The organism is Streptomyces sp. NPDC050625 (assembly GCF_040654755.1).
In the GTDB taxonomy this organism is placed as follows: domain Bacteria; phylum Actinomycetota; class Actinomycetes; order Streptomycetales; family Streptomycetaceae; genus Streptomyces.
Genome location: NZ_JBFAIQ010000010.1, coordinates 128,263 through 154,470, shown reverse-complemented (window position 1 = coordinate 154,470; position 26,208 = coordinate 128,263). Strand labels below are relative to the sequence as shown.

At 72.4% G+C, this 26,208-nt stretch carries 21 protein-coding genes; 10 read left to right on the top strand and 11 right to left on the bottom strand.

Features of this window, described 5'->3' with window-relative positions:
- Nucleotides 1-157: 157 nt before the first annotated feature.
- Nucleotides 158-1,789: an amidohydrolase gene (locus AB0I54_RS23700; protein ID WP_363298106.1), complete on the bottom strand. Its 1,632-nt coding sequence runs from the start codon at nucleotides 1,787-1,789 to the stop codon at nucleotides 158-160.
- A gap of 18 nt (nucleotides 1,790-1,807) precedes the next feature.
- Entirely contained in the window at nucleotides 1,808-3,310 is a 1,503-nt protein-coding gene (locus AB0I54_RS23695) for an APC family permease (RefSeq protein ID WP_363298105.1), read from the bottom strand.
- A 124-nt stretch (nucleotides 3,311-3,434) separates the two neighbouring features.
- Here AB0I54_RS23695 and AB0I54_RS23690 point away from each other — a divergent pair, with 124 nt between their 5' ends.
- Together AB0I54_RS23690 and AB0I54_RS23685 are read left to right on the top strand one after the other, a co-directional pair.
- On the top strand, nucleotides 3,435-4,154 hold the full coding sequence (locus AB0I54_RS23690; protein WP_363298104.1) for a TetR/AcrR family transcriptional regulator: 720 nt from the start codon (nucleotides 3,435-3,437) through the stop codon (nucleotides 4,152-4,154).
- Nucleotides 4,155-4,234: 80 nt separating this feature from the next.
- On the top strand, nucleotides 4,235-4,699 hold the full coding sequence (locus AB0I54_RS23685) for a pyridoxamine 5'-phosphate oxidase family protein (protein WP_363298103.1): 465 nt from the start codon (nucleotides 4,235-4,237) through the stop codon (nucleotides 4,697-4,699).
- Between the two features lie 997 nt (nucleotides 4,700-5,696).
- On the opposite strand, the gene AB0I54_RS23680 is transcribed toward AB0I54_RS23685, so the two are convergent.
- Both AB0I54_RS23680 and AB0I54_RS23675 read right to left on the bottom strand, forming a co-directional pair.
- Entirely contained in the window at nucleotides 5,697-6,146 is a 450-nt protein-coding gene (locus AB0I54_RS23680; protein ID WP_363298102.1) for a nitroreductase family deazaflavin-dependent oxidoreductase, read from the bottom strand.
- A gap of 91 nt (nucleotides 6,147-6,237) precedes the next feature.
- Nucleotides 6,238-6,870, bottom strand: a complete 633-nt coding sequence (locus AB0I54_RS23675) for a LysE family transporter (RefSeq protein WP_363298100.1) — start codon at nucleotides 6,868-6,870, stop codon at nucleotides 6,238-6,240.
- A 288-nt stretch (nucleotides 6,871-7,158) separates the two neighbouring features.
- On the opposite strand from AB0I54_RS23675, the gene AB0I54_RS23670 reads away from it, so the two are divergent.
- The 3 genes from AB0I54_RS23670 to AB0I54_RS23660 all read left to right on the top strand — a co-directional run bounded on the left by AB0I54_RS23670 (nucleotide 7,159) and on the right by AB0I54_RS23660 (nucleotide 9,268).
- Entirely contained in the window at nucleotides 7,159-8,397 is a 1,239-nt protein-coding gene (locus AB0I54_RS23670) for a cytochrome P450 (RefSeq protein ID WP_363298099.1), read from the top strand.
- A gap of 12 nt (nucleotides 8,398-8,409) precedes the next feature.
- Nucleotides 8,410-8,625, top strand: coding sequence for a ferredoxin (locus tag AB0I54_RS23665; RefSeq protein ID WP_363298098.1), 216 nt, complete (start codon nucleotides 8,410-8,412; stop codon nucleotides 8,623-8,625).
- 106 nt (nucleotides 8,626-8,731) lie between these two features.
- Entirely contained in the window at nucleotides 8,732-9,268 is a 537-nt protein-coding gene (locus AB0I54_RS23660) for a flavoprotein (protein ID WP_363298097.1), read from the top strand.
- A gap of 25 nt (nucleotides 9,269-9,293) precedes the next feature.
- On the opposite strand, the gene AB0I54_RS23655 is transcribed toward AB0I54_RS23660, so the two are convergent.
- Complete coding sequence (locus AB0I54_RS23655) at nucleotides 9,294-10,145, bottom strand: endo alpha-1,4 polygalactosaminidase (protein WP_363298096.1); 852 nt, start codon at nucleotides 10,143-10,145, stop codon at nucleotides 9,294-9,296.
- 240 nt (nucleotides 10,146-10,385) lie between these two features.
- Here AB0I54_RS23655 and AB0I54_RS23650 point away from each other — a divergent pair, with 240 nt between their 5' ends.
- Nucleotides 10,386-11,354 carry an aldo/keto reductase gene (locus AB0I54_RS23650; RefSeq protein WP_363298095.1) on the top strand — a complete coding sequence of 323 codons (969 nt, stop codon included), beginning with the start codon at nucleotides 10,386-10,388 and terminating at the stop codon, nucleotides 11,352-11,354.
- 7 nt (nucleotides 11,355-11,361) lie between these two features.
- On the opposite strand, the gene AB0I54_RS23645 is transcribed toward AB0I54_RS23650, so the two are convergent.
- Nucleotides 11,362-12,195, bottom strand: coding sequence for a phytanoyl-CoA dioxygenase family protein (locus AB0I54_RS23645; RefSeq protein ID WP_363298094.1), 834 nt, complete (start codon nucleotides 12,193-12,195; stop codon nucleotides 11,362-11,364).
- A gap of 75 nt (nucleotides 12,196-12,270) precedes the next feature.
- On the opposite strand from AB0I54_RS23645, the gene AB0I54_RS23640 reads away from it, so the two are divergent.
- Both AB0I54_RS23640 and AB0I54_RS23635 read left to right on the top strand, forming a co-directional pair.
- A complete protein-coding gene (locus tag AB0I54_RS23640; protein ID WP_363298093.1) occupies nucleotides 12,271-13,179 on the top strand; it encodes a helix-turn-helix domain-containing protein in 909 nt (302 codons plus the stop codon).
- Nucleotides 13,180-13,498: 319 nt separating this feature from the next.
- The gene (locus AB0I54_RS23635) at nucleotides 13,499-15,463 is read left to right on the top strand and encodes a ricin-type beta-trefoil lectin domain protein (RefSeq protein WP_363298092.1); all 1,965 of its coding nucleotides are present in this window, start codon (nucleotides 13,499-13,501) and stop codon (nucleotides 15,461-15,463) included.
- A 41-nt stretch (nucleotides 15,464-15,504) separates the two neighbouring features.
- Here the strand turns inward: AB0I54_RS23635 and AB0I54_RS23630 are convergent, their stop codons facing one another.
- The 3 genes from AB0I54_RS23630 to AB0I54_RS23620 all read right to left on the bottom strand — a co-directional run bounded on the left by AB0I54_RS23630 (nucleotide 15,505) and on the right by AB0I54_RS23620 (nucleotide 19,289).
- Complete coding sequence (locus AB0I54_RS23630) at nucleotides 15,505-16,749, bottom strand: hypothetical protein (protein ID WP_363298091.1); 1,245 nt, start codon at nucleotides 16,747-16,749, stop codon at nucleotides 15,505-15,507.
- Nucleotides 16,750-16,938: 189 nt separating this feature from the next.
- Entirely contained in the window at nucleotides 16,939-17,616 is a 678-nt protein-coding gene (locus AB0I54_RS23625) for a DUF4232 domain-containing protein (RefSeq protein WP_363298090.1), read from the bottom strand.
- A gap of 137 nt (nucleotides 17,617-17,753) precedes the next feature.
- Nucleotides 17,754-19,289, bottom strand: a complete 1,536-nt coding sequence (locus AB0I54_RS23620; protein WP_363298089.1) for a serine/threonine-protein kinase — start codon at nucleotides 19,287-19,289, stop codon at nucleotides 17,754-17,756.
- A gap of 46 nt (nucleotides 19,290-19,335) precedes the next feature.
- Here AB0I54_RS23620 and AB0I54_RS23615 point away from each other — a divergent pair, with 46 nt between their 5' ends.
- Nucleotides 19,336-19,884, top strand: a complete 549-nt coding sequence (locus AB0I54_RS23615; RefSeq protein WP_363298088.1) for an RNA polymerase sigma factor — start codon at nucleotides 19,336-19,338, stop codon at nucleotides 19,882-19,884.
- A gap of 38 nt (nucleotides 19,885-19,922) precedes the next feature.
- On the opposite strand, the gene AB0I54_RS23610 is transcribed toward AB0I54_RS23615, so the two are convergent.
- Nucleotides 19,923-22,301, bottom strand: a complete 2,379-nt coding sequence (locus AB0I54_RS23610; protein ID WP_363298087.1) for a SpoIIE family protein phosphatase — start codon at nucleotides 22,299-22,301, stop codon at nucleotides 19,923-19,925.
- A gap of 255 nt (nucleotides 22,302-22,556) precedes the next feature.
- Between AB0I54_RS23610 and AB0I54_RS23605 the strand changes: the two genes are divergently transcribed.
- Entirely contained in the window at nucleotides 22,557-25,691 is a 3,135-nt protein-coding gene (locus AB0I54_RS23605) for a glycoside hydrolase family 2 TIM barrel-domain containing protein (RefSeq protein ID WP_363298086.1), read from the top strand.
- A 98-nt stretch (nucleotides 25,692-25,789) separates the two neighbouring features.
- Here the strand turns inward: AB0I54_RS23605 and AB0I54_RS23600 are convergent, their stop codons facing one another.
- Complete coding sequence (locus AB0I54_RS23600) at nucleotides 25,790-26,170, bottom strand: DUF2267 domain-containing protein (protein ID WP_363298085.1); 381 nt, start codon at nucleotides 26,168-26,170, stop codon at nucleotides 25,790-25,792.
- Nucleotides 26,171-26,208 lie beyond the last annotated feature (38 nt).

Sequence of the window (26,208 nt, the reverse complement as noted above, 5' to 3'; positions counted from 1 at the left end):
CCGCAGAGTCCCCCCGGCCCTGCGAACGGGCGGTCGTCACGACGGCCCGTGCACTCGAACTAAGCTTCGTGGTACGAAAGTTGACCGAGAAGCGATACGAGGCTGCCCAGAGCGTAAATGATCTACACCGTGACCTGGCCGTGACGTGTGTTACTGCTTACGCCTCGTAAGTCGCGTACACTCGCGCGCCCGACACGTAGGTCAGCGCCACCTTCGTCTCCGCGATCGCCTCCGGCGGCCCCGCGAACGGGTCGCGATCCAGAACCACCAGGTCAGCCAGCGCGCCGACGCTCACCCGGCCGGTGTCGTCCAGGTGGTTCACATACGCCGTGCCCGCCGTGTACGCCGCCAGGGCCTGCTCCAGTCCGAGACGCTCACCCGGCAGGAACACCGGACGCGCTCCGCCCGGCTCCACCCGGTTGACCGCGACATGGATGCCCTGCAGCGGATCGGGGCTGCTAACCGGCCAGTCGCTGCCCGCCGCCAGCCTCGCCCCGGAACGCAGCAGCGCCCCGAACGGGTACTGCCAGGCGGCCCGTTCGGGCCCGAGGAAGGGGATGGTCAGCTCGTCCATCTGCGGCTCGTGAGCGGCCCACAGCGGCTGTATGTTGGCGGTGGCGCCGAGCCGGGCGAACCGCGGCACGTCGTCGGGATGCACGACCTGGAGGTGCGCCAGATGCGGCCGGGTGTCGCTCGGCCCGTTCGCCGACCGCGCCGCCTCGATCGCGTCCAGCGCGTCGCGTACGGCCCGGTCGCCCAGCGCATGGAAGTGGCACTGGAAGCCGAGGGCGTCCAATTCGGTCACATACTTGGGCAGTTGAGCCGGGTCGACGAAGCTCTTGCCCCGATTGGCGGTGGCGCAGCCGCACTTGTCCAGATACGGGTCGAGCAGCGCGGCCGTGCCGTTCTCCGCGACCCCGTCCAGCATCAGCTTCACACTGCCCGCACGGAACCGGCCGTGGCTCGACGCGGCCCGCCGCTCGACGAGTTCGGGAATCTGCTCGGCCCCGCGCTCCCGGTCCCACCACAGGGCGCCGACCACCCGTGCGGTGAGCGAACCGTCCCGGGCGGCCGTCAGATACGCGTCGGACGGATCGTCCATGCCGAGGAAGTCCCCGACGAGGGCGTCCTGCCAGGCCGTGATGCCGAGCGCGTGCAGATGACGCTGGGCGTGCAGCAGGGCCGCCAGCCGGTCCGCCGCCGTGGCCGGCGGGGCGAGCCGTCCCACGAGCTGCATCGCCCCCTCCTGGAGCGTGCCGCTCGGCTCGCCGGAGGCGTCCCGCTCGATGCGCCCGTCGGCCGGGTCGGGCGTGTCCCGGTCGAGGCCGGCCAGCTCCAGGGCGCGGCTGTTGACCCAGGCGCCGTGGTGGTCACGGTTGGGCAGATAGACCGGCCGGTCGGGGACGGCCGCGTCCAGCAGCTCCTTCGTCGGCGTACCGCCCTCGAAGGCCTCCATCGACCAGCCGCCGCCGAGGATCCACTCCCGCTCGGGATGGGCGTCGGCGTACGCCCGGACGGCGGCCACGGTCTCGGTGGCGGTGCTCGTCCCGGTCAGATCGCACTGGGTGAGTTCGAGTCCGGCCGGCACGGGATGGACGTGCGCGTCCTGGAACCCGGGCAGCAGCAGCCGCCCGGCGAGGTCGACCACCTCCGTGCGGGGCCCGGCGAGTTCGTGGACCTCGTCGTGTCCGACGGCGGTGATCCGGTCACCGGTGACGGCCACGGCGGTCGCCGTGCGGCCCTCGGGGGTGAGGACGGCGCCGCCGGTGAAGAGGAGATCAGCGTGCATGTTCTCTTTCCTTGGAGGTCAGTTGGGGGTGGCGAGCAGCTGCGGCGCGTCGGCGTCCGTGCCCTCGCCGGTGCGGAAGTACGGGGAGCGGCGCACCCACTTGGCAATGGCGGCGGCGACGAAGCCGGACGCGATCATCGCCAGCGGCATGAGCAGCAGGAACCAGCCGTTGTCCGCGCTGAGTTCCAGATGGTCGGTGGAGGTGTAGAAGGACCAGGCGAGGTAGCCGCCGAGGCCCAGGAGCGCGGCGGCGCTCAGCGCGGGCAGCACCACCGCCCGCACGCCCTGCCAGGGGTCGGTGCGCAGCAGGGAGCGGAAGCGTACGGCTGCGGCGAGCGCGGTGAGCGCGTAGGAGAGCGCGACGACGATGCCTACGGCGTTCACGGTCGCCAGGATCATGTCGGCGAGCCGCGGGATCACCAGGGCGAGCGCGGCCACCGCGGTGGCGATCGCCCCGATCAGCAGCGTGCCGGCCGCCGGTGTCCCGTACCGGGAGCTGATCCTGGACCACACCGGGCCGACGGTACGGTCCCGGCTCATCGCGAACATGCCGCGCGCCGTGGGAATCACCCCGGCCTGCAGCGAGGCCACGGCCGAGAACATCAGGGCCACCAGCGGCAGCGCGGCCAGCGGCTGCGCGGCCAGCCGGTCGCCGAAGAACGCAAGGCCCTCGGCGCCGTGTCCGGCCAGCTCAGGCTCGGACAGCACCCGCTGGAAGGCGACCGAGCCGAGCAGGAACAGCCCCAGCATCGTCACCAGGGTGATCGTCCCGGCGCGGGAGGCGTCCCGTGGGTCGCGGACCTCCTCGTTGACGCTGAACGCCACCTCGAAGCCCCAGTAGCAGAACACCGACAGCAGCATCCCCTGCGCGAGCGCCGACGCCGAGGGGATGGCGAAGGGGTCGAACCAGGAGAGGCTGAATCCGTGCGGGCCTGCGACGATGCCGTAGCCGCAGAACCCGAGCAGCACGACGTACTCGAAGACCAGCAGGCCGGTCTGCAGCCGTGCCGCGGTGCGGATGCCGGTCACGGCGGTCAGCGTGACGGCGATCAGGATGCCGATGCCCACCGTCGTCGACTGCGCGGTCGACCCCGGATCCAGGGTGAGTCCGGCCAGCCGGTGCAGCCCGGCCTGGCCGGCCAATTGCAGGATGGACGACCCGGTGACCGCCGTGGTGTACGCGAGGAACGCGATCGACGCCGTGAGGTTCACCCAGCCGACCATGAAGCCGAGCCACGGGTTGAGTGAACGTCCCACCCACACGTACCCGTTGCCGGCGTTGGGCTCCACCTTGTTCAGCCGGGAGAAGGCGCCCGCGATGCCCAGGATCGGCAGGAACGCCAGCAGCATGATGGCCGGCAGATGCAGCCCGACCACCCCGGCCGTGACACCGAGCCCGATGCCGATGCTGGTGGTCGCGGCCGTGCTGGACGCGGCGACGGCGATGCCGTCGAGGACTCCGAGGGACTTGCGCAGCTCCTGCCGCTGGGGCGGGTCGGCGCCGTAGGGCGTTTGGGTCATGGCCAGCTCTCCGCTCGCACCGGGGGGCCTGGTCGGCCCCGGTGACCGCACATGAAACTGTCCGTGCGCTTCACAGGTCAACGCTGTTGTCATAAGCTGCCCGCACACCCCAGGGAGGGCTTCCATGAGCGAACGCGTCGTCCCGCCCGCCGCCCGCCGGCGCAGACGCCCCACCAAACAGGGCGTGGTCCTGTCCGAGAAGCTGATCGTCGAGACGGCGCTGCGCCTGATCGAGGAGCACGGAGCGGACGCCCTCTCCGTCCGCCGCCTGGGCCGGGCACTGGGCGCCGACCCCAGCAGCCTGTACCGCTACTTCCGGCACACCGACGATCTGATGCTCGCCATCGCCGACGAGCTCATCGGCCGCACGATGCGCAGCTGGCGGCCCACCGGCGACTGGCGCGCCGACCTGCGCGACCTGGGCCTGCGCATGCACGCGGGAGCCCTCGCGCACCCGCGGGCGGCGGTGCTCAGCTCCTACCGGGTGACCGGGCGCGTGCACGAGATCCAGGCCGTGGAGACCGGCCTCGGCGTGCTGCGCGACGCCGGTTTCCCCGACGCCGAGGCGGTACGGATCTACCACGCCTTCATCGACCAGGCGCTGGGCTTCGGCGCCCTGGACTCCGCCAATGTGTCCCTGCCGAGGCCCGTCCGGGAGGCCGAGGCGGAGATCTGGCGGGCGACCTACGCCCGGCTGCCCGCCGACACCCATCCGAACATCGCCGCCACCGCCCGTCACCTCGTGGCCTCGATGGGGGGCAGCGCGTACCCGGCCGCCCTGGACCTGCTGCTGACCGCGGCGGCGACCCGGCTGTCCGAAATCAGGGCGGCAGCGGAGGAGTGACGGTCACACTGTTCCGAGTTCGCTCGTCAGCCCCATGAGATCCGTCCACGAAGATCCGCTCACGAGGAGGCCGTACGACGATGACCCCGCCGCCCGCCCGCACCGCCGAACAGCGCATGCAGGACACGCTCCACCGGCTGGAGCACGACGAGGACCTCTGGGTCGCCACCGCGTCCGCCGACGGGGGAGCGCCGTATCTCGTCCCGCTGTCCTTCGTGTGGGACGGTACGACCCTGCTGATCGCCACCCCGGCCGCCAGCCCCACCGGCCGCAACCTGACGGCGACCGGCACCGCACGGCTCGGTGTCGGACCGACCCGGGACGTGGTCATGATCGAGGGCGACGTGGAGCCGTTGAGCCCCGACGAACTGCCCGAGGAGGAGGGCGACCGGTTCGCCGCGGAGACCGGCTTCGATCCGCGCCGACTCACCACCCGCTACTGGTACTTCAGGATCCGCCCGACCCGCGTACAGGCCTGGCGCGAGGCCAACGAACTGGACGGCCGCGAGCTGATGCGCGACGGGAAGTGGCTGGTCGCCGACTGACCCCGAGACACACAAAAGCCCCGCCGCGACGGGGGAACGCGGCGGGGCCTGACGCACGCGTGCCCGCGCCGGACCCGTTTCATGCCTCCCCAAAACAGATTTTTCTAAAACCCGACGACCCCCGGCTGAAAGAGTCGCCGGCCGGTGGCTTTCGGCCGGGGAGAGAGGGCGACACTTGGCCGGTGGAGGCGGTGGTCCCGGACTGGAAGAGACGGCGGGCCTGGGTCCCGGAGACGAAGGCCCCGGTCGGAAGTGAGGACGGCTCCCGGCCGGAGGGGTCGGTGGTCCCGGTCGGAAACGAGGGCGGCCCCGGTCGGAGGCGGTGGCCGCCGGCTGGAAGAGGCGGCGGTCGGTGGTGCGGGGAGCCGGTGGCCGCCGGGCGATCATCCCGGCGTCGCGGGGTCTGGCACGCACTCCCCCAAGCTCTCGGCTTCGCTCGAGCAGGGGGCACCCCCATGACCCCGCTCGGGTCGGCCAGACCGGGAGAGAGGGCGGCCCTTGGCCGGAGAGAGTGGGTGGCTCTTGGTCGGTGGAGGCGGTGGCCCCCGACCGGAAAAGTCGGTGGGCCTGGGTCCCGGAGACGAAGGCCCCGGACATGATGACGACTCCCGGCCGGAAAGGTCGGTGGTCGCGGCCGGACATGAGGGCGGCCCCCGGCCTGAGGCGGTGGCCGCCGACTGGAAGAGGCGGCGGTCGACGGTGGGGGAGCCGGTGGCCGCCGGGCGGAGAGAGGGCGGCCCTTGGCCGGGGAGAGTGGGTGGCCCTTGGTCGGTGGAGGCGGTGGCCCCCGACCGGAAAGGTCGGTGGGCCCGGGTCCCGGAGACGAAGGCCCCGGCCGGACATGAAGGCGGCCCCCGGCCGGGAGGGGCGGTGGCCGCGGTCGAAAACGAGGTCGCCCCAGGCCGGAAGGGGCATTGGGCCCGGCCGGTGAGACCGTGGCCCCGGGCCCCGGTGAAGGTTGCCCGGGGGCGAGGTAGTCGCTCGCCGTGGGTTCCGGTCAGGTTGCGTCGGTCGGTTCGAGGAGGATGACCGGGATCTCGCGGGAGGTTTTCTCCTGGTACTCCGCGTACGGCGGATACGCGGCCACGGCCCGGTCCCACCACACGGTCTTCTCGTCGCCGGTCAGCTCACGTGCCGTCATGTCCCGCTTGACCGGGCCGTCCTGCAGTTCCACACGGGGATCGGCCGTGACGTTGAAGTACCAGACCGGATGCTTGGGCGCGCCGCCCTGCGAGGCGACCACCGCGTACCGGCCGTCGTGCTCCACCCGCATCAGCGGCGTCTTGCGGATCTTGCCACTCCTGGCACCCAGGGTCGTCAGCAGGATCACGGGCAGCCCCGTGTCCAGCAGCGTCGTCCCCTTGGTGCCACCGGAACTCTCGTACAACTCGACCTGGTCCCGCACCCACGGGGTCGGGCTGGGCTCGTACTCGCCCTCAAGAGGCATGAGGTTCGTCTCCTCTTCGGTACCGCGTCCTACTGGCAGCCTGTTTCAACACCGGCGGACACACGAATCATCCGTACCGCGGTTTTGTACGTCACACCGGCGCCACCGCCATCCGTATCGCGAGCGCCAAGATCACGCCACTCGACAGCAACGCCGTCACCAGCCGTCCGCGCAGGCCGGTCAGGGCCCGGCCGAGCAGCGCGCCGCTGCCGGCGAGCAGGAGCTGCCAGCTCGCGGAGGCCGCGAAGGCGGCCAGCACGAACACCGCCTGCTCCAGGGGTGGCACGGCGAGTGCGGTGCGGGTACCGAGGACCAGCGCGGCGAAGTAGATCACGGTGGTGGGGTTCAGCAGGGTGATCCCGAGAAGGCCGAGATACGCGCGCCCCGGGCCCGGTACCGGCCGGTCGGGCCGGGAGGCGAGCCGTTGCTCGCGAAAGTGCCGCAGCGCGCTGACCGCGCCCCGCACGGCCAGCGCGGCCAGCACCAGGGCGGAAGCCCAGCGCAGCGGTCCGAGCACCGGCCGCAGCGCCCCCGCGAGGGCCGTGCCCCCGACCGTGGCCGCCAGCGCGTACAGACCGTCGGCGCTGGCCACACCGAGCGCGGCGCAGGCGCCGGTCCGCAGTGACGTACGAGCCGTGAGGGACACTAGATATGTCGCTACCGCTCCCACCGGTACGGCGATGCCGTACCCGGCGAGCAGGCCCGCGACCAGCAACGCCGTCACGGGCGTGGGGAATCGGGCCTCCGTGGACGGCCGGGCTGCTGCTGGACCGGCACCGCGGGGACGGCGGAGGTCGGCGGCAGAAAGGTGTCTGTGGTGGTCATGGGCAGATCCTGCGGTCGGTGAACCGGCGGTGGCAAGGGAATTTCGGCGCGGAATCGACGGTCGGACATCGGGTGTTCGGCCAGATCACGCAGGTCACCGAACTGGCCGAACTTGCCGTCGCCCTATAGATGCCTGGGGCATCTAATGAAGATCGGCACGACGCACTCTTCGTCTGCGAGGTGTTCCATGACGGAACTGACGCAACTCACGGAACTCACGGAACCGACCGGTCCGGCCACACCCGTCGCCTTCCCCCAGGACCGCACCTGCCCCTACCACCCGCCCACCGGCTACGACCCCCTGCGCGACCGCCGCCCCCTGTCCCGGGTCACCCTCTACGACGGCCGTCCGGCCTGGCTGGTCACCGGCCACGCCGCCGCCCGTGCGCTGCTGTCCGACCCCCGGCTGTCCACCGACCGCAGCCGACCCGGATTTCCCATGCTCACGGCACGCTTCGCCGCCACCCGCGCCGTCCGGGCCGCCCTGCTGGGCGTCGACGACCCCGAGCACCGCACCCAGCGGCGGCTGATGATCCCCTCCTTCAGCGTGAAACGCGCCGCCGGACTGCGGCCCGACATCCAGCGGATCGTCGACGAGCTGATCGACGCGATGATCGCGCACGGCCCGGGCGCCGAGCTGGTGAGCGCCTTCGCGCTGCCCGTGCCGTCGATGGTGATCTGCTCGCTGCTCGGCGTCCCGTACGCCGACCACGAGTTCTTCGAGGCACAGTCGCGCCGCCTGCTGCGCGGACCGGAGGCCGCCGACACCCTGGACGCGCGGGGGCGGCTGCAGAGGTATCTGCTCGCGTTGATCGAGCGCAAGCGGCAGGACCCGGAGCCCGGCGACGGCATTCTCGACGAACTCGTCCACCAGCGGCTGCGCGACGGCGACATGGACCGCGAGGAACTCGTCGCGCTGGCGATCATCCTGCTGGTCGCGGGCCATGAGACCACCGCCAACATGATCTCCCTCGGCACCTACACGCTCCTGCGGAACCCCGAGCGGCTGGCCGAGCTGCGCGCCGACCCCGCGCTCCTGCCCGCCGCGGTCGAGGAGCTGATGCGGATGCTGTCGATCGCGGACGGGCTGCTCCGCATCGCCCTGGAGGACATCGAGGTGGAAGGGGCGACGATCCGCAAGGGTGACGGCGTGGTCTTCGCGACCTCCGTCATCAACCGCGACGACTCCGTGTACCCCGAGCCCGACACCCTGGACTGGCACCGCCCGACCCGCCACCACGTCGGCTTCGGCTTCGGCATCCATCAGTGTCTCGGGCAGAACCTGGCCCGCGCCGAGATGGAGATCGCCCTGGGCACGCTCTTCGCACGGCTGCCGGGACTGCGTCTTGCCGCCCCGCCGGAGGAGATTCCCTTCAAACCCGGCGACACGATCCAGGGGATGCTGGAACTCCCCGTGACCTGGTAAGAGGCTCTTGCCATGCACAGCGACATCGAGATCGACATCGACAGGGACGTCTGTATCGGCGCGGGCCAGTGCGCCCTGGCCGCCCCGAACGTCTTCACCCAGGACGACGACGGCTACAGCATGCTCGTCCCCGGCAAGGAGGACGGCGCCGGCGACCCGATGGTGCGGGACGCGGCCCGCGCCTGCCCGGTCGGCGCCATCAAGGTGACCGAAGCCGCCACCGGCTGACGCCGGCCGCCGCGCTGCCGGTGGGCATCCACCGTCCCGAGCGCGGGCGGGAGCCGTGCCGTCTCCGTCCGCCTCGCCGTGCCCTGCGCCCCAGTAGGGTGCCCGAATGACCGAACAGGCCGAGCGACCCTTCCTCTACCTCGTCGTCTGCGCCGCCGGGATCGCCGCGGGCGTCAGCAAGCTGATCACCGCCGCGCAGGAGCGGGACTGGGAGGTCGGCGTCATAGCGACGCCGGTCGCGACGGGCGGGTTCTTCGACATCGCCGCCGTCGAGACCCAGACCGGCCGCCCCGTCCGCTCCGCCTGGCGGACCCCGGCCGATCCGCGCCCCTTCCCGGCGCCGGACGCCGTGGTGGTCGCGCCGGCCACCTTCAACACCGTCAACAAGTGGGCGGCCGGGATCGCCGACACCCTCGCCCTGGGCACGCTCTGCGAGGCCTACGGCCTGGGCGTTCCGATCGCCGTCCTGCCGTGCGTGGCGGACGCGCTGGCCGCCCATCCCGCCTACCAGGACAGCCTGATACGGCTGCGCGGGATGGGCGTCCGGTTCGGCGAGCCCTACTCCGGTGAGCCCGACGAGTCCGGCAGGCGGCCGGAGTTCCCGTGGGAGGACGCGCTGCAACTGCTGGATCGCGACTGGTGAGCGGCGCGGCCGGGCAGGCGCGCGGTCACGGGCGTACCGTGCGCACGTAGCCGGCACTGCCCGGTGTCGACACCATCCGGTCCCGGCGCACGATGCTCAGCCTGTCGCCGAAGCCCGCGACGGCCTTGCGCAGGCCCTTGTCCGAGTACTCGACGACGACCACCCGGTCGTCGAACGCCTTGGCGTAGGTGCCGCACTCGTCGTACTCACCGCACTCCTCGGCCACCGCGAAGTCCAGTCCGGCCTTCTTCCGGACGCCCGCCAGCTCGGGTGTGTTCTTCTGGCCGATGGCCAGGTGCCGGGCGTGCGCGTGCCGGGAGAGCAGGGTGATGAACGCGGTCGCGTCGTCGGCGGTGAGCAGGTCCTGGGAGCGTGTGTAGCTGTCGTAGTTGTCGGGCTCGACGGCGTCGAAGCCCTTGGTGGCGCACTCGTCGATCCAGCGGTCGACCCTCCGGGCGGCGCGCTCGCGCTTGGCCGGGGTGCGGAGGTCGAGCAGCGGCTCGTTCCAGTCCTCGTCGACGACCACCTCGCCGTCGGCATCGTGCAGCAGCAGGTCGGCGGGCCAGGCGGCGCGCTCCTCCGGCTGGGCCTGGAAGGCGTTGACGTAGCAGATGTTGTAGAGGCCGGGCGCGGGGGACGAGGAGCGGTCGCGGCTGACGATGCGCACACCCTTCGGCGGGGGATAGGCACCGCCGATCTGGTAGTCGAAACCGGCGTGCCGCGGCGGGAGCCGCACCTGCGGGGAGGCACTCCGCGACGGCTGAGGCGATCCGCTCGATCCGCATCCCGTCAGCCCCATGGCCAACGCGACCGCACACACGACGGCGCCGGCGGTCGTCCCGGGACCTCCGACGCGGGAAACACCCTCGGCGGGCATGTACTCCGCTCCATCGATCGCGGGTACGGCCCCGCCTCGGACCGGCGCGGCGGACCTGGCGACTCGGGCCGGGCTGGGAACGTGTCCGTCACCGGCTGGGCGCACCTCTGCGTGCCCGCGCCGAGCGCGGCGACACATGTTTCAGGATCCAACCGTCCGCACACGATGGTCGTCAAGTGGGGGTGGTGCGACGTCGTACGCTCTCAGTCCCTGACCGACCCGAAGGCAGGAGCAGCAACGATGCAGTATGTGAAGCTCGGTTCGACGGGCCTGGACGTGTCGCGGATCTGTCTGGGCTGCATGACCTACGGCCTGCCCGACCGCGGAGTCCACGAGTGGACCCTCGACGAGGACGCGTCACGCCCGCTGATCCGGCAGGCGCTGGAGGCGGGCATCAACTTCTTCGACACGGCCAACGTCTACTCGGACGGCACCAGCGAGGAGATCGTGGGGAAGGCGCTGCGCGACTTCGCGTCCCGCGACGAGGTCGTGCTCGCCACCAAGGTGCACGGGCGGATGCGCCCGGGGCCGAACGGGGGCGGGCTGTCCCGCAAGGCGATCATGTCGGAGATCGACCACAGCCTGCGCCGCCTCGGCACCGACTACGTCGACCTCTACCAGATCCACCGCTACGACCACGCGACGCCGGTCGAGGAGACGATGGAGGCGCTGCACGACCTGGTGAAGGCGGGCAAGGTCCGCTACCTCGGGGCCAGTTCGATGTACGCCTGGGAGTTCTCCAAGGCCCAGTACACCGCCGAGCGGCACGGCTGGACCAGGTTCGTGTCCATGCAGAACCACTACAACCTCCTCTACCGCGAGGAGGAGCGGGAGATGTTGCCGCTCTGCGCGGACCAGGGCGTCGGTGTGCTGCCCTGGAGCCCGTTGGCCCGTGGCCGGCTCACCCGTGACTGGGGCACCGTCACCGAGCGCAGCGCGAACGACAACTTCGGCAGCCGCCTCTACCTGGAGGGCGACCACGCGATCGTCGAGGCCGTCACCCGTATCGCCGGCGACCGGGGCGTCCCGCGCGCCCAGGTCGCCCTCGCCTGGCTGCTGCACCGGGACACGGTGGTCGCGCCGATCGTCGGTGCCGCCAGGCCGCGGCACATCGAGGACGCGGTGGCCGCCGTGGACCTCGAACTGAGCGAGAAGGAGATCGAGGAGCTGGAGGCGCCCTACACCCCGCACGCCATCAGCGGCCACTGACGGTCCGTCAGTGAGGTCCGTGCGGGGCGAACCCGGTGCCGCACGGACCGGCGCCCTCGCTCTCCGGGAGCGGGACGCCCTCGCCGGACATGGACAGCGTGCGGTAGTAGCCGCCGATACGCCGCGTGGAGCGGCCCACGTAGTGACCGATGAAGGAACGCCGGAAGCGGTCGGCGCTGCGGTTGGGCCGCGAGCCGTGCACCAGGCTGCCGTTGAAGAACAGCACGTCGCCCGGTGCCAGGTCGACCGGTACGGCCCTCAGACCGGGCGGCGGCGGCACGTACTCCCGGGCGAACGACAGCTCCTCGTCCGCCTCCTCGGGGCAGAACAGGTCCATCCGATGTGTGCCGGGGACGACTTCGAGCCCGCCGTTGTCCCGGTCGATCACCTCGCAGGCGACCCAGGCGGCGACACAGGTGCCCGGCTCGGCCCGCAGATAGAAGTTGTCCTGGTGCAGCGCCTGGCCGCGGGCTCCCGGCGGCTTGAAGTAGAACATGCTCTGCGCGGCCAGCACCTCCTCGCCCAGCAGCGCTTCGAGGACCGCCCCCAGCCGTGCGTCCAGGAGGAAGGCGCGGGCGAGCGGGCTGATCTCGTGCGGCTGCATCACCCGCGGATGCGTGTGCAGCGGATCGCCCGGGCCGTCGCCCCGCGGGGGCCGGGGCTCGAAGTGCCCGGGTACGGGACCGGACGCGTGCAGCGCCGCGAACTCGGCGCACAGCCGGTCGATCTCGTCGTACCCGAACAGCCCGCGTACGACCGCGAAGCCCGCCTCCTCGAACTGCCGCCGCGCCGCCCGCGGCAGGATGGGGGCGCCGGCGGCGCCGCTGTCCGTGGCTGTCATGCGTCCACCCTTCGGTCCGGTGTGCTCGGTCCCGTCCTCGGTCCGCCACGCTAGGCCGACGCCCGCGCCCGGAGGATGCCCGTGACCACTGAGCAACTGCCCGAGGCTGCCGTACCCGGCGATCCCTCGCCGCCGCCCGGCCTGGTGGTGGTCGGCCGCTTCGACCAGGCGCCGGGCTATCGTGTCGACCGGCCCGGCGGGTCGGAGAGCTGGCTGTTCACCTGGACGACGGGCGGGCGCGGCCTGATGCGCCAGGGCACGGCCGAGGCGCACCCCGCCGCGGGCGACCTCGTGGTGCTCGCCCCCGGCGTCCGGCACCGCTATGCGGTCCCGCCCGGCTCCCGGCACTGGCGGTTCTGGTGGACGCACTGCCAGGCCAGGCCCTCCTGGACGGCCTGGCTGCGCCCGTACGCCGTGGGCGACGGGATGTACGCCGTCACCTCCGCCCCCGCCGCACTGCGCGGCCGGGTCGGGGCGGCGTTCGCTCGCATGCTCGCCGACGCCCGCTGGACCGGCACCGGCGCACCGCCCGCGGCCGCCCCCGTGGACGACGATCCGGTGGCCGTCGCCCACGGCAGCGCGGCACGGGAACTGGCCCTGTGCTCGCTGGAGGAGGCCGTCCTGCTGGCGACGGCCGGTGCGCGGGAGCCGTCGCAGCCGCCCGGCATCGATCCTCGGGTGCGCCGCGCCGAGGAGCTGATCGCGGCCGATCCCGGCGCCGCGCACACGGTCCGCTCGCTCGCGGGGAGTGTCGCGCTGTCGCCCTCCCGGTTCGCGCATCTCTTCACCGAGCAGACCGGCCGTTCGCCGATGCGCGCGCTGCGCGAGGCCCGGCTGCACCATGCCGCCCGGCTGCTGGAGGGGACCGACCTCACCGTCGAGCGGGTGGCCGCCGCGTCCGGATTTCCGAGCCCGTTCCACTTTCACCGGGTGTTCCGCGAACGCTACGGAGTGCCGCCGGGGGCGTATCGATACCGCAATTAGCGGGCGATTCGCCACGGCAGGATCTGACCCACGTGCTCTATTGACGATTCGTCAATTCCGTCGGGTGGCTGAGCAATGCCAAAACGTCTGGATCTCTTGTTCATACAGGCTGGCCTGTGCAAAAGTGTGCGCTGTCGGCGCGCAGACAATTGTTTTTGCCGCTGTGCGCGCGAGGCCGCTCCCGTACGCCCCCCACGCTTCAAAAGAGCTGCCGAAGGCGAACGTTCGAGATGCCGAACTCCGTTCGGGCCAAGTCGGCCCGGCCGCATGCCCATTGGTATGGACTAAATCCCGTGTTGTGTCTGGGAGGAATGCAGCCGTGAATGACGCAGGCTCGTCGAATTCCCCGAGCCCGGCCAGACCGTTCGACGTCACGGACGAGCAACTGAGCGCCGAGCTGAAGAAGTGGACGGGGACGACGCCGGCGCTGCATCCCGTCGGTGAACTCCTCGACCGGCATTGGGAAGCTGCCTTCGCCTACGCCCGGCTGTGCACCGACGGACCGCGCGCGGCGGGGATGCTCACCACCGCGGCGTTCACGAGGCTCTTCGGGGAGTCGCTCCGCCAAGCGGGCCCGACCTCCGCCTGGCGGCCCCATCTGCTGGTCACCGTGCGCCGCATCGCGGCGGAGTGGGACAATGACGGCCGCCAGGAACTGCTGCACCCCGCCCTGCTCACCGGCACCGGCCCCGGGGACCGCGCGGCCGCCCGACTGCTGCCGCCCTCGAACCGGCGCCTGCTGTCACGGGCGTTCCAGCGGCTGCCCCAGTCCTCCCGCGCCGTCCTGTGGCACACCGAGGTCGAGGCCGAACCGCTCGCGGTGCCGGCGGCCCTGCTCGGACTGGACGAGGAGGGGGCCCGCGCCGAACTGCACCGGGCCCGCGTGCGGCTGCGCGAGGAGTCCTTGCAGGTCCACCGTGAACTCGCCACCGAGGACGAGTGCCTGCGCTACATCCGGATGCTGGACGTGACCTTCCGGCGCGGCGCGATGACCGTCGACCCGGACCTCCAGCAGCACCTCAACCGCTGTATGCACTGCCGCCACACCGCCGACCAACTGGGCACGTTCAACGGATTCCTCGGCGTCGCCCTGGCCGAGGCCGTGCTCGGCTGGGGCGCACAGGCCTATGTGGAGTCCAGGGCGGGCCTGACCGGGGAGCCCGCACCCGAGCCCCCGCAGCCGCCGGCCGCGGCCCCGGCGGGCGGCGAACCGTTCGCATCAGTCGTGGGCGAGGCCTTCGCCGCTACGGCCCCGGGCACCGCCGATGGCGACACATCAGTCCTCACCGGGCAGGGGCCGTCCGCTCCCGGGCGCCCGGCGCCGGACCCCCGCGCCGGTGCCCGCCGCGCGGCCTCCGGAGGTCGTGCCGCGACCCGCCCTTCCGCCCCCGCGGACGGCGCCCGCTCCGGCCGCTCCGCACACCGGGCGGCCAGGCGCACCCGCCGGCGGAACCTCGCCGCGGCCGTGGCCACCGTCAGCGGACTCGTGGTCCTGCCGCTGATCCTGTGGTCCGTCCTCTCCTCCGGAGACAGCCCCGCACCGGCCCCGGACGGCAGGTCCAAGACGCCCGGCCCCGGCTCGTCCACCCGGGGACCCTCCTGGGCCGGCGCGAGCCAGACCTCCCAGGGCACCCTGAGCGGCCGGCTGCACAACGTCGGCTCCGGTCTGTGCGTCGCCGTCGTGGGCGACAAGGCCGTCGAGGGCGCGGAGACCGAACTCGCCAAGTGCTCCTCGGCCGCGAGCCAGCGTTGGACGTACGAGACCGACGGACTGCTGCGCAGCGCCGCCGCCCCCGAGCTGTGCCTGGACTCCCACCTCGGCTACTCGGTCCGGCTCGCCTCGTGCACCGGCGCCACCCGGCCCGGCGCCAAGAACGTCCGCTACGACTTCACCCTCCAGGGCGCCCTGGTGCCCCGCTGGGACCAGGACCTGGCCCTCACCCCGGCCGCCACCGACGGCGGGGGCGCCCTCGTCGTCAAGACCCGTGCGAACACCGCGGACCAGCGCTGGGTGATCGACACCTCCAAGCCCGACCTCCAGATGGAGGTGGTCAACTGGGGCGCCGACAGCCCGCCGTCGTCGGCGCCCGCCGCCACCCCCAAGGCCGCCAGGACCCCGTCACCCACCCCGTCGGCGACCGCGTCGACCCCGCGGCCGACGCCGTCGGCCTCCGACTCCGCGGACGTCTGTTCCACCTACCCGTACGCCTGCTCCTGGGGCGGCCAGGACGGCGGCCGGTGGGACGGCGGCTACGGCCCGGGCACCGGCCGCCGCGGCCGCTGAGGAACCGCGCTCCCGCTCGGCGGTGACGGGGCGGGGCGGGGTCAGGAGGACGGTGTGCCCGCCGCGCCCAGGAACTCCGCCCAGCCGCCCACGGGGGACTGCCCGGGGTTGAGCGTGCGCAGCTTGCGCAGCACCGCCGGGTCCTGGGCCTCCAGCCAGGCCACGAGCTGCTTGAAGGAGACGAAGCGCACGTCGTCGTGCTCGGCCATGCGGCCGATGGCCTCCTCGACGGCGTCCATGTAGATGCCGCCGTTCCAGCGCTCGAAGTGGTTGCCGATGAAGAAGGGCGCCCGGTTGGTGGTGTAGGCGCGCTGGAACCCGGCGAGGTAGGTGTCGCGGGCCTGGGTGCGCCAGGCGTCGTACTGGGTGCGGTCGCCCAGCGGGTTTCCGGCGGACTGGTTGAACATCATGTTGTAGTCCATCGACAGCACCTGGAAGGAGTGGCCGGAGAACGGTATGGACTGCAGCGGGAAGTCCCAGATCCGGCCGCCCTGCACCTTGCCCGGCCAGATCTGCAGCCCGCCGGGGGAGCTGGCGTCGTACTTCCAGCCCAGCGCGGCCGCCGTGGGCAGCAGCGCGGCCTGGCCCTCCAGACACGGGGTGCGGCCGCCGATCAGCTCCTTGCGGTAGTCGAAGGGCAGCGGTTCGAGGTCGGTGAAGCCGGTGTTGGTCTTCCACCGGGTGACGAAGGAGACGGCCTGGTCGATCTCGCTGCGCCACTCGGCGGACGACCAGTTGCGCACGCCGGTCGCGCCGCAGAAGTGCCCGTTGAAGTGGGTGCCGATCTCATGGCCTTCGAGCCAGGCGGCGCGCACCTGCTGGAGGGTGGCGTGGATGTGCCGGTCGGCGAGGTAGCCGATCGCGGAGGCGCCGACCGGGTGCTGCGGCGGGCGGTAGAGGTGCTTCTTGGACTCCGGCAGCGTGTAGATGCCGCTGAGGAAGAAGGTCATCGCGGCGCCGTGGTCGGCGGCTATCCGGCGGAACCGGGAGAAGAGCTTGTTGCTGATCTCGCCCGCCCCGTCCCAGGAGAACACCACGAACTGGGGCGGCTGTTCCCCGGGCTTCAGCCGGGTGGCCTTCGGCTGCTTGGGCTGGGCGCCGGTGTCGGCGGTGGAGCCGTCGCCGATCGTCTTCACGGGCCGGGCCTGCCGCTCCGTGCTCCTGCCGGGTCCGGGCCCCCCGTCACCACTCAGGGACCAGCCCCCGGACGAGCAGGCCGTCAGGGCGCCCAGCGCGCCCGCCGTCGCCCCCGCGGTCAGCAGACCTCTGCGTGAGATGCCGCTCATGTTCGTCCCCGATTCCTCGTCGCGGCTCCGGGCGGAGCCTTTGTGCTGTGCGGTCGACGGGGTTCGATGGCCGGTCACGGCGGAAAGATCGGGGCGGCCGAGGCCTGTTGCGGTCCTGTGACAGTTGTGGCGCGGCAATGACGAACCCCGCTGCCCGGGGGAGAGGCAGCGGGGTCCGGGTCGGGTCGGTCAGGCGCCGGTACCGGCGCTGAAGACCGTCAGGAAGACGGAGGAGGCGTTCCCGGAGACGGGCACCTCGCCGGCCGTCCACGTCACTTTGAGCGAGTCCCGTTCGTCCGGCGGGGTGACGACCAGCGCGGCCGGGGTCGCCGTCTTCGCGCCGCTGATCTCCGGGTTGGAGAAGGACAGTCCCGCCCAGGCGCTCTGCCCGGGCTTCAGGGCGACCGTGGCCGGCGAACCGGAGGAGCGCTTGGGGTCCGGGCCGAGCTGGGCGCCCGAGGCGCTCACGAACGCGGCGCCGGGGTAGCCGCGCACGGTGCAGGTGCGGCCGGACTTGTTGGTGAGCACGATCGGGAAGTTCTCCTGCCCGGCGCCGGGGTTGTTGCGGCCCACCGAGGCGCTCAGCTCGGAGGTGTGGCAGCGCGCGGTCGTGCCGGTGGTGGTCGTGGCGCCGCTCGTGCCGCCGGTCGCCTTGGCCGAGGACGCCCCGCCGGTCGCGGCGGACGCGGTGCCGGACGACGGCGCGGTGGAGCCCGCCGTGTCCTCGGTCGCGGGCCCCGCCGTGCCGGATGCCGTGCGCGAGGGCGTCGTCTGCGCCGTGGGACTGCCACACGCGGTCAGGAGGCCCAGTACGGCGACAGCGCTCACGAGCAGGGTCCCGCGCTGCAAGGAGGGGGTGTGCACCATGTCTCTCAACACTCCTGGATCTTCGAGGAACACGGCGGACGCGTGCCCGCGGCGCCGTGTGCGCCGTCATGACTCTGCGATGCACGGGCCGCCGCAATGGTTCGCGACCCGCGTGGTTCTTTTACGATCCTTGCCCGTCAGGTGACCCGGAGCGAGCGGAGTATGCCCTCGGTCGCGTCGCCGTCCCCGCGCACCTGCACATACACCTGCGGCTGCGCGGTGCCGTCCGCCCGGGTCAGCGCGGTCTCCGTGAGGGAGCCGCCGTCCGGGCAGTCGCTCCAGGCACGGATGCGGCCGTGCCAGTGCGTACCGGTGAAGGCGCGGGCACCGGCGTAGTGGCAGGCGGAGTGGCCGAGGGCGTTCACCCGGGCGGTGACGTCGCCGTGCTCGCTCAGCCCGATGAAGACACCGTTGACCGCGGCCGTGAGGTCCGGCCACTTCGACAGGTCGTCGGCGACCTCCAGCCCCGGCTCGTGCCCGGACTTCAGCCCCAGCGCCCGCGGATTCCAGCCGGAGTCGCGCAGCTCGCGGCCCCAGTCGGCCGGTACCTCGGCCACCACCCGCCCGGTGGAGTCCGCCACCCGCACGTTCTCGTCCGTCGCGGAGTGCCGGTGCAGCCAAGTGACCGTGCCGGCCGCGATCAGCGCGGCGAGCACCGCGGCCAGGGACAGCGTGAGCGCGTTGAGCCGGTTACGCAGGCCGTCGAGCCTGCGCCGGCGTGGTCCGCCGGGCGCGGGGTGCGGCGAGGGCCCGGCCGGGGGCCGGACGGCGGACGCCGCGGGTGCGGATCCGCCGGTCGCCACCGCCGGGGCCGCGGACCCGGGGCGGGCGGCACGCGCGGGCCTGAGCCGGCCGGCCCTGCGGCGCGCCGGTGCCGCCGACGCACGCGCGGCCAGTCGGTCCAGCTCGTCCGCGAAGGCCCCGGCACCCGGCCAGCGCCGCTCCCGGTCCGGCTCCAGGGCACGCATCAGCGCCCGCTGCACGTCGTCGCCGAGATCCGGACGCAGCCGCTGCGGGCGCACGACCTGCCCCGGGGCTCCCGGCACGGTGCCGGTGACCAGCTCGTAGCCGACCGCGCCCAGGCTGTAGACGTCGGCACGCGCGTCGATGCCCATGCCGGGCTGCGCCTGTTCCGGCGGCTGGTATCCGGCCGACCCGGCAGCCAGGGTGAGCCCCGAGGCCTGCGCCAGACTCTTGGCGAGGCCCAGGTCGGCGAGCAGGACGCGGTGGGTGCCGCCCGGTCCGCTGCGCAGCAGGACGTTGCTCGGCTTGATGTCCCGGTGCACGATCCCGGCCTCGTGCAGTGCCGCCGCGCTCCGGGCGGCCTCGGCCGTCAGCCGCAGCGCCTCGGGCACCGGGAGCGGACCGGCGGCGACCCGGTCGGCGAGGGTGCCGGCGTCGCCGTACTCCATCACGAAGTACGGCCTGCCGTCCGGCAGTTCCCCGATGTCGTAGACCTGCACCACGCGATTGGAGTCGGCCTTGCGCAGCAGCCGCGCCTCGGCCAGGAACCGGTCGCGGACGTCCAGGCGGTGCGACCAGTTGTCGGCGAGGACCTTCACCGCGACCGGTGCCTGGAGCACGTCGTCGTGGGCGAGCCAGACCGTGCCGAAGGCACCACTGCCCAGGGGTCGTTCGAGGCGGTAGCGGCCGACCCGCTCCGGGGGTTGCATGCGACTATCATGCCTGCCCTGAGATCGACTCCGAGAGGGACCTTCCGTGGACGACGCGGTGCTGACCGAAGACCTCGCCCGGCGGGCCGCCGCGGGTGACCCGGCGGCCCTGGACCGGCTGCTGACCGAGGTCCGGCCCGAGGTCGTCCGGCGCTGCGGGCGCTTTCTGCCCTGCCGGGAGGACGCGGAGGAGGCGGCGCAGGACGTGCTGCTCCAGATAGCCCGGAAGATATCCACCTTCGAGGGCCGCAGCCGCTTCAGCACCTGGCTCTACACGGTCGTCGCCAACTGCGCCCGCCAGAAGTACCGCGAACTCAAGCGCCGGGCGGCCGAGCAGCCCGCCTCGATCGAGCCGTCGCAGTACGTCGACCCGCGCACGACCAGCGTGATCGCGGGTTCCCGGGTGGACCTCCTGGAGGCGCTGGACCGCCTGGAGCGCGAGCACCCGCACCTGGTCGCGCCGCTGATCTACCGGGACATCTGCCAGCTGGAGTACGCCGAGGTCGCCGAGCGCGTCGGCATCCCGCTGGGCACGCTCAAGTCGCGGCTGCACGAGGCCCGCAAACAGGTGCGGCCCTGGCTCACGGCCTCCTGAACCGATCGCGGCGGGCGGCCACTCGTCCCGGCGGGCGGCTACTCGTCCTCCTCCTCGAACAGACCGATCTCCGCCCAGATCGTCTTGCCGTCGGCCGTGTGCCGGCTGCCCCAGCGCTGGGTGAGCTGGGCGACCAGGAGCAGCCCGCGCCCGCCCTCGTCCCAGGTCTTGGCGCGGCGCAGATGGGGGGCGGTGTGGCTGGTGTCGGAGACCTCGCAGATCAGGGTGGCCGCGTCATGGATCAGCCGCAGCCGGATGGGGTGCGCGCCGTACCGGATGGCGTTGGTGACGAGCTCGCTCACCACCAGTTCCGTGGTGAACGCGGCATGGCTCAGCCGCCAGGTGTCGAGCTGCTCCACGGCCTGCTTGCGGATCGGCGCGACGAGCGCCGGGTCGGCCGGGATGTCCCAGGTCGCCACCCGGGAGGCGGGCAGCCCCTGGGTGCGCGCGAGCAGCAGGGCCACGTCGTCCTGGGCGCCGCCCGGCGGCAGCAGGGCCCGCAGGACCCGGTCGCAGGTCTCGTCCAGCGAGTCCGCGTACGACGCCAGCGCCTGGTGCAGCAGCCGGTGACCGGTGTCGACGTCCCGGTCGAGGGCCTCGATCAGACCGTCGGTGTACAGCGAGAGCACGCTGCCCTCGCGGAGTTCGAGCTCGGTGGACTCGAACGGCAGCCCGCCGAGGCCCAGCGGGGGACCGGCCGGCATGTCGAGCTGGCGGGGCGGTCCGCCGGGCGGGATCAGGACGGGCTGGGGGTGTCCGGCGCGGGCCAGGGTGCAGCGGCGTGACACCGGGTCGTACACGGCGTACAGGCAGGTCGCGCCGACCTCGCCGGGGCTGCTGTCCCCGCCCGACTCCTCGGACAGCCGGAGCACCAGGTCGTCGAGGTGGGTGAGCAGCTCGTCCGGGGCCAGGTCGATGTCCGCGAGGGTGCGCACGGCGGTGCGCAGCCGGCCCATGGTGGCCGAGGCCTGGACGCCATGGCCGATCACGTCCCCGACGACCATGGCGACCCGCAGCCCGGACAGCGGGATCACGTCGAACCAGTCACCGCCCACCCCGGCGCTCGCCGCGGGCAGATAGCGCGAGGCGGCCTGCACGGCGGCCGTGCGCGGCAGCGAGCGGGGCAGCAGACTGCGCTGGAGGGCGAGGGCGGTGTCGCGCTCGCGTGAGTAGCGGCGGGCGTTGTCGACGCAGACGGCGGCACGGGCCGTGATGTCCTCGGCCAGCAGCACGTCGTCCGGGTTGAAGGGGTCCGGGCGGCGGTGCCGGGCCAGTACGACGACCCCCAGGGTCAGCCCGCGCGCCCGCATCGGCACGGACATCACGGAGTGGATGCCGAACTCCCGCGCCCGCTCGCCGCGAGCCGTGTCCGCGGCCAGCCACTGCTCGATGTCGGAGGGCACCGAGGCCACGATCGTGCGGCCGGCCGTGAGCGAGTCGGCCTGCGGGGACGAGGCGGGGTAGAACTCGACGTTGCCGGGCCCGACCATCGCCTCGGGGGTGCCCCGGAGCACCGACCGGTGCGCGGCCCGGCGCAGTGGGACCGGCGCGGTGATCCGGGCCGGGGGCTCGCCGCCGTGCTCCTGTGGATCCAGCAGGTCGACGCGGACGAAGTCGGCGAGCGCCGGCACGCACACGTCCGCCAGCTCCTGAGCCGTGCGGGTGACGTCGAGGGTGGTGCCGATGCGGGCACTCGCCTCGTTGACCAGCTGCAGCCGTTCCCGGGCCCGGTAGTTGTCGGTGAAGTCGTGGGCGGTCAGGGACACCCCGTGCACCCGCCCCTCGGCGTCGGTGACCGGGGCCATCCGGGCCAGCCAGGCGTGCGCCCGGTCCTCGCGGCCGGCCCGCATGAAGGTCTCGGCGTCCAGCGGCCGTCCGGTGGTGAGCACCCGGAGCAGATGGCTCTCCAGTTCGTCGCTCTCCGGCTTGCCGCCGATCTCGGACATCCTGAGCCCCTGCGCGTGCTCCAGCGGCAGCCCGAGCACCTCGGCCATCGCGGCGTTCATGGTGCGCAGCCGGAGCCGTTCGTCGTACACCGAGACGGCGCACGGGGACTGGACCAGCGCGGCGCCGGCCAGCGGGTCGTCCGGTGCGGGCGGGCCGCCCGCGAGCGGGGTGACGACGAGCCAGTCGGCGGGGCGGTCGTCGCGCGGCGGACGATGGTGGGCCAGCAGCCACACCGACACCGTACGGCCGTCGCGGTGGCGCAGACCGACCGTTCCGTCCCAGCGTGAGCCGGCGGGCAGGGGCAGGACCCCGTCCTTGGCCAGCAGCTGTGCCGCGGGGTGGCCCACGACGGCGGCGGCCGGGTGGCCGAGCAGCCGGCGGGCGCCCTCGTTCCACTCGACCAGCGTGCCGTCCTCGCCGATGACAGCCCGGGCCGTAGCCGCATCGTCGAACGGATAGTCCGGGCTCATCGTCGCCGCTCCCAAGCGCACACTCACAGTGAACAGGTGCGTCACTTGTGTTCCAGCCTAGTGCGTCCGCCTCTCCCACGGACGGCAACCTCTCGGTGACCGGGCGCGATGGTCGAGGTGCCGATTCGGCCGATGTGACGCCCGGGGCCGGAGTGTGTTCCCGCACCCTTGACGGCCCTGTGTGGCATACCGTCAGAATCTGTTTGTTCGCGATCAGTTGTGAGTACTTCTGGGCCCTGATGAGGGAGAGTCGTCATGACGGTCACTCGCAGATCGGTTTTGGTCGCCGGGGCGGCAGCCCCCACGGCCTCAGCGCTCCTGGGCGCCCCGGACGCACGGGCGGCCGAGGCGTCCGGGCGTGCCGGGGGACGCCACACGGTTCCGCTCCGGGACGGCTGGCGCTTCGCGCTGGTCAACCCGGGCGGGATCACCGACCCGACCGGCGCGTTCTCCCCCGAGCTCTCGGCTTCGCTCGACCAGGGGGGACCTCCACCCGCCGCCGACCCGGGGTACGACGACTCGGGCTGGCGCGAGGTCGCTGTGCCGCACGACTGGAGCATCGAGCAGACCCCCACCACGGAGAACGGCACCACCAGCGGCACCGGATTCTTCCCCGGCGGCCTCGGCTGGTACCGGACCGCCTTCACCGTGCCGCCAGGCTGGGCGGGCAGCCGGGTCTCGGTGGAGTTCGACGGCGTCTACATGGACGCGTACGTCTACTGCAACGGCACCGAGGTCGGCCGCCACCCCTACGGCTACACGGGCTTCGCCTTCGACCTCACCGACCTGCTGCACACCGACGGCAGCACCGAGAACGTCATCGCGGTCAAGGTCCAGAACCGGCTGCCCAGCAGCCGCTGGTACTCGGGCAGCGGCATCTACCGCGAGGCCCGGTTGGTGGTGACCGAGCCCGTGCACGTGGCGCGCTGGGGCACCCGCGTCACGACGCCGGACATCACCGCCGAGCGGGCCCTGGTCCGGGTGCGGACGGCCGTCGTCAACGCGTCCGGGAGCGGCGCGGACGTCCAGGTCCGCTCCCGGATCGTGGACCCCGACGGGCGCACGGTCGCCCGTGCGTCGTCCACCGTGGCCGTCGCCGACGAGGCGGCCGAGACCCATGAACTCACCGTCCCCGAACCCCGGTTGTGGGACTTCGCCGCCCCGCACCGCTACACCCTGGAGACCGAGCTCCGCGTCGGCGGCACGACTACCGACACCCACCGCACCACCTTCGGGATCCGCAGCTACCGCTTCGACCCCGACGAGGGCTTCTCCCTCAACGGCACCCACGCCAAGATCAAGGGCGTCGATCTGCACCACGACCTGGGCGCCCTCGGCGCGGCGATCAGCATCGACGCGGTGCGCAGACAGATGACCATCATGAAGTCGATGGGCGTCAACGCCTTCCGCACCTCCCACAACCCGCCCTCACCGCAGATGATCCAGGTCTGCGAGGAACTGGGCATCGTGATGATGGTGGAGGCCTTCGACTGCTGGCGGACCGGCAAGACCAAGTACGACTACGGCCGGTTCTTCGACGAGTGGTGCGAGAAGGACGCCACCGAGATGGTCCTGGCGGCCCGCAACTCGCCCGCCGTCGTGCTGTGGTCCATCGGCAACGAGATCCCCGACTCCACCAGCACGGCAGGGCTCGCGATGGCCGACCGGATCATCGGCGCCATCAAGGCCGCCGACGACACCCGGCCCGTCGTCATCGGCTCCAACAAGTACCACTCGGTCCCGGCGAAGGGCTCGGCGGCCGACCTGATGCTCGCCAAGCTCGACGGCCTCGGCCTGAACTACAACACCGCCAGATCGGTCGACGCCCTGCACGCGACCTACCCGAAACTGTTCCTCTTCGAGTCCGAGTCCTCGTCGGAGACCTCGACCCGGGGCGCCTACCAGGAGCCGCAACACCTCAACACCGGCGAGAACCACACCCCCGGCAGGCGTGCCACCTCCTCGTACGACAACAACCTCGCCTCCTGGACCATGAGCGGCGAGTACGGGCACAAGAAGGACCGGGACCGGAAGTGGTTCGCGGGGCAGTTCCTCTGGTCCGGCATCGACTACATCGGGGAGCCGACGCCGTACAACGTCTTCCCGGTCAAGGCGTCCTTCTTCGGCGCGGTCGACACGGCCGGCTTCCCCAAGGACATGTACCACCTCTTCCGCAGCCAGTGGGTCACCGAGCCGATGGTGCATCTGGTGCCGATGAGCTGGAACCACGAGGCCGGGGACACGGTGGAGGTCTGGGCGTACGCCAATGTCGCGTCCGTCGAGCTGTTCCTCAACGGAAGATCCCTGGGCGTCAGGGAGTTCGACACCAAGACGACCACCGACGGCCGGACCTATCTGGAGACCACCGAGGCCACCGGCGACGACAAGACCTTCACCGGCGGCCCCTACCCGGGCAGTTACACCAGCCCGAACGGCAGCGCGGGCAAACTGCATCTGACCTGGCAGGTGCCCTACGAGCCCGGTGAGTTGAGGGCGGTGGCCCGGCAAGGCGGCCGGACGGTCGCCACCGACGTGCTGCGCACGGCCGGTGCCCCGCACGCCGTACGACTCACCGCCGACCGCGAGTCCCTCCCCGCCGACGGCCGTTCACTGGTCTTCGTGACCGCCGAGATCGTCGACGCCCACGGGGTGGTGGTGCCGGACGCCGAGCACCTCATCACGTTCGAGGTGAGCGGCGGCTCCCTGGCCGGGCTCGACAACGGACGTGAGGAGAGCGCGGAGCGCTATCAGGCCAGTACCCGAACCGCCTTCCACGGCAAGGCACTTGCCGTTGTGCGGTCCGGCACCGACGCGGGCACGCTGAAGGTCACGGCACGTGTGGACGGTCTGCGCAGGGGCACCGCGGCGGTCCGCACCACGCCCGCCCGCTCCGTCGCCGGCACTCCCGCCCCCGCATTCGGCCCCGACCTCCCGTCGCCGCCGGACTACCCCTACGCGGACGCGAGTTACTCCGGACGCCCGGACACCCTCCCGGCCGCGATGCTCGACGGCGACCCGGCCACCGGCTGGTCCAACGCCTTCACCAAGTCGGCGACGGCACTGCTGCCGGCCTTCAGCGGAGCCCGCCCGAGGGACTGGGTCGCGGTCGACTTCGGGCGCGTCCGGACCTTCGACCGGGCGGAGGTCTCCTTCACCGTGGACGCGACCCACTCGCTGCCCGCGTCCGTCGAGGTCGCGGTGTGGGACGGGCGCACCTACCTTCCGGTGGAGGGCGCGACGGTGGACTGGGCGGCCTCCTCGGACATCCCGACGGTGATCACCTTCGGCCCGGTGCGCGGCTCCCGGATCCGGCTCACCCTGACCAGCGGCCACCCGGGCGAGACATCGGGCGCCGTGCGCATCAGCAGGCTGGACGTGCCCGCGGTCTGACCCGCCGGGAACGGTCGCCCCACCGCCCCACCGCGTCACCGCCTTGTCGCCCCGCCTCGCCGCCTCACCTCGGTGGCGAGGCGAGGAGAGGCGGCCCGTCACTCGGCCGACGCGACCGCCTGCGAGAACTCGGATCCGAGCTGTGACATCAGCTGCACGAACTCCCGCTCGCTGATCGCCTCGTGGAGTTCCGCCAGGACCGCGCGCATGCCCCGGTCGGTCTCCTCCTCGGTGAGCATGTTGCGCTCGGCCACCCGCCGTACGGCGTCCTGGTAACCGAAGCTCTCGGTCCGGCCGCCGAGTCCCCGGCGCACGGCCCCGGCCAGGCCCTCCGGCAGCTCCATGATCAGTTCCAGGGCCTCGCCCGAGCTCAGCCGATGGGCGAGCGTTTCGAGCGTGGCCCGGGTGAGGTCCGCGGCTTCCTGGCGTGTCAGGCCCGTGCGCTCGGACACCGCCTGTATGAATTGCTTCTCGTCCATGCCTCTGCCCCTTTGGCCTAACCTCTGCCTCGTTTACT

Coding starts and splice junctions, on each gene's coding strand:
- AB0I54_RS23700 (WP_363298106.1), bottom strand. CDS start 1,789: ATGCACGCTGATCTCCTCTTCACCGGCGGCGCCGTCCTCACCCCCGAG.
- AB0I54_RS23695 (WP_363298105.1), bottom strand. CDS start 3,310: ATGACCCAAACGCCCTACGGCGCCGACCCGCCCCAGCGGCAGGAGCTG.
- AB0I54_RS23690 (WP_363298104.1), top strand. CDS start 3,435: ATGAGCGAACGCGTCGTCCCGCCCGCCGCCCGCCGGCGCAGACGCCCC.
- AB0I54_RS23685 (WP_363298103.1), top strand. CDS start 4,235: ATGACCCCGCCGCCCGCCCGCACCGCCGAACAGCGCATGCAGGACACG.
- AB0I54_RS23680 (WP_363298102.1), bottom strand. CDS start 6,146: ATGCCTCTTGAGGGCGAGTACGAGCCCAGCCCGACCCCGTGGGTGCGG.
- AB0I54_RS23670 (WP_363298099.1), top strand. CDS start 7,159: ATGACGGAACTGACGCAACTCACGGAACTCACGGAACCGACCGGTCCG.
- AB0I54_RS23665 (WP_363298098.1), top strand. CDS start 8,410: ATGCACAGCGACATCGAGATCGACATCGACAGGGACGTCTGTATCGGC.
- AB0I54_RS23660 (WP_363298097.1), top strand. CDS start 8,732: ATGACCGAACAGGCCGAGCGACCCTTCCTCTACCTCGTCGTCTGCGCC.
- AB0I54_RS23655 (WP_363298096.1), bottom strand. CDS start 10,145: ATGCCCGCCGAGGGTGTTTCCCGCGTCGGAGGTCCCGGGACGACCGCC.
- AB0I54_RS23650 (WP_363298095.1), top strand. CDS start 10,386: ATGCAGTATGTGAAGCTCGGTTCGACGGGCCTGGACGTGTCGCGGATC.
- AB0I54_RS23645 (WP_363298094.1), bottom strand. CDS start 12,195: ATGACAGCCACGGACAGCGGCGCCGCCGGCGCCCCCATCCTGCCGCGG.
- AB0I54_RS23640 (WP_363298093.1), top strand. CDS start 12,271: ATGCCCGTGACCACTGAGCAACTGCCCGAGGCTGCCGTACCCGGCGAT.
- AB0I54_RS23630 (WP_363298091.1), bottom strand. CDS start 16,749: ATGAGCGGCATCTCACGCAGAGGTCTGCTGACCGCGGGGGCGACGGCG.
- AB0I54_RS23625 (WP_363298090.1), bottom strand. CDS start 17,616: ATGGTGCACACCCCCTCCTTGCAGCGCGGGACCCTGCTCGTGAGCGCT.
- AB0I54_RS23620 (WP_363298089.1), bottom strand. CDS start 19,289: ATGCAACCCCCGGAGCGGGTCGGCCGCTACCGCCTCGAACGACCCCTG.
- AB0I54_RS23610 (WP_363298087.1), bottom strand. CDS start 22,301: ATGAGCCCGGACTATCCGTTCGACGATGCGGCTACGGCCCGGGCTGTC.
- AB0I54_RS23605 (WP_363298086.1), top strand. CDS start 22,557: ATGACGGTCACTCGCAGATCGGTTTTGGTCGCCGGGGCGGCAGCCCCC.
- AB0I54_RS23600 (WP_363298085.1), bottom strand. CDS start 26,170: ATGGACGAGAAGCAATTCATACAGGCGGTGTCCGAGCGCACGGGCCTG.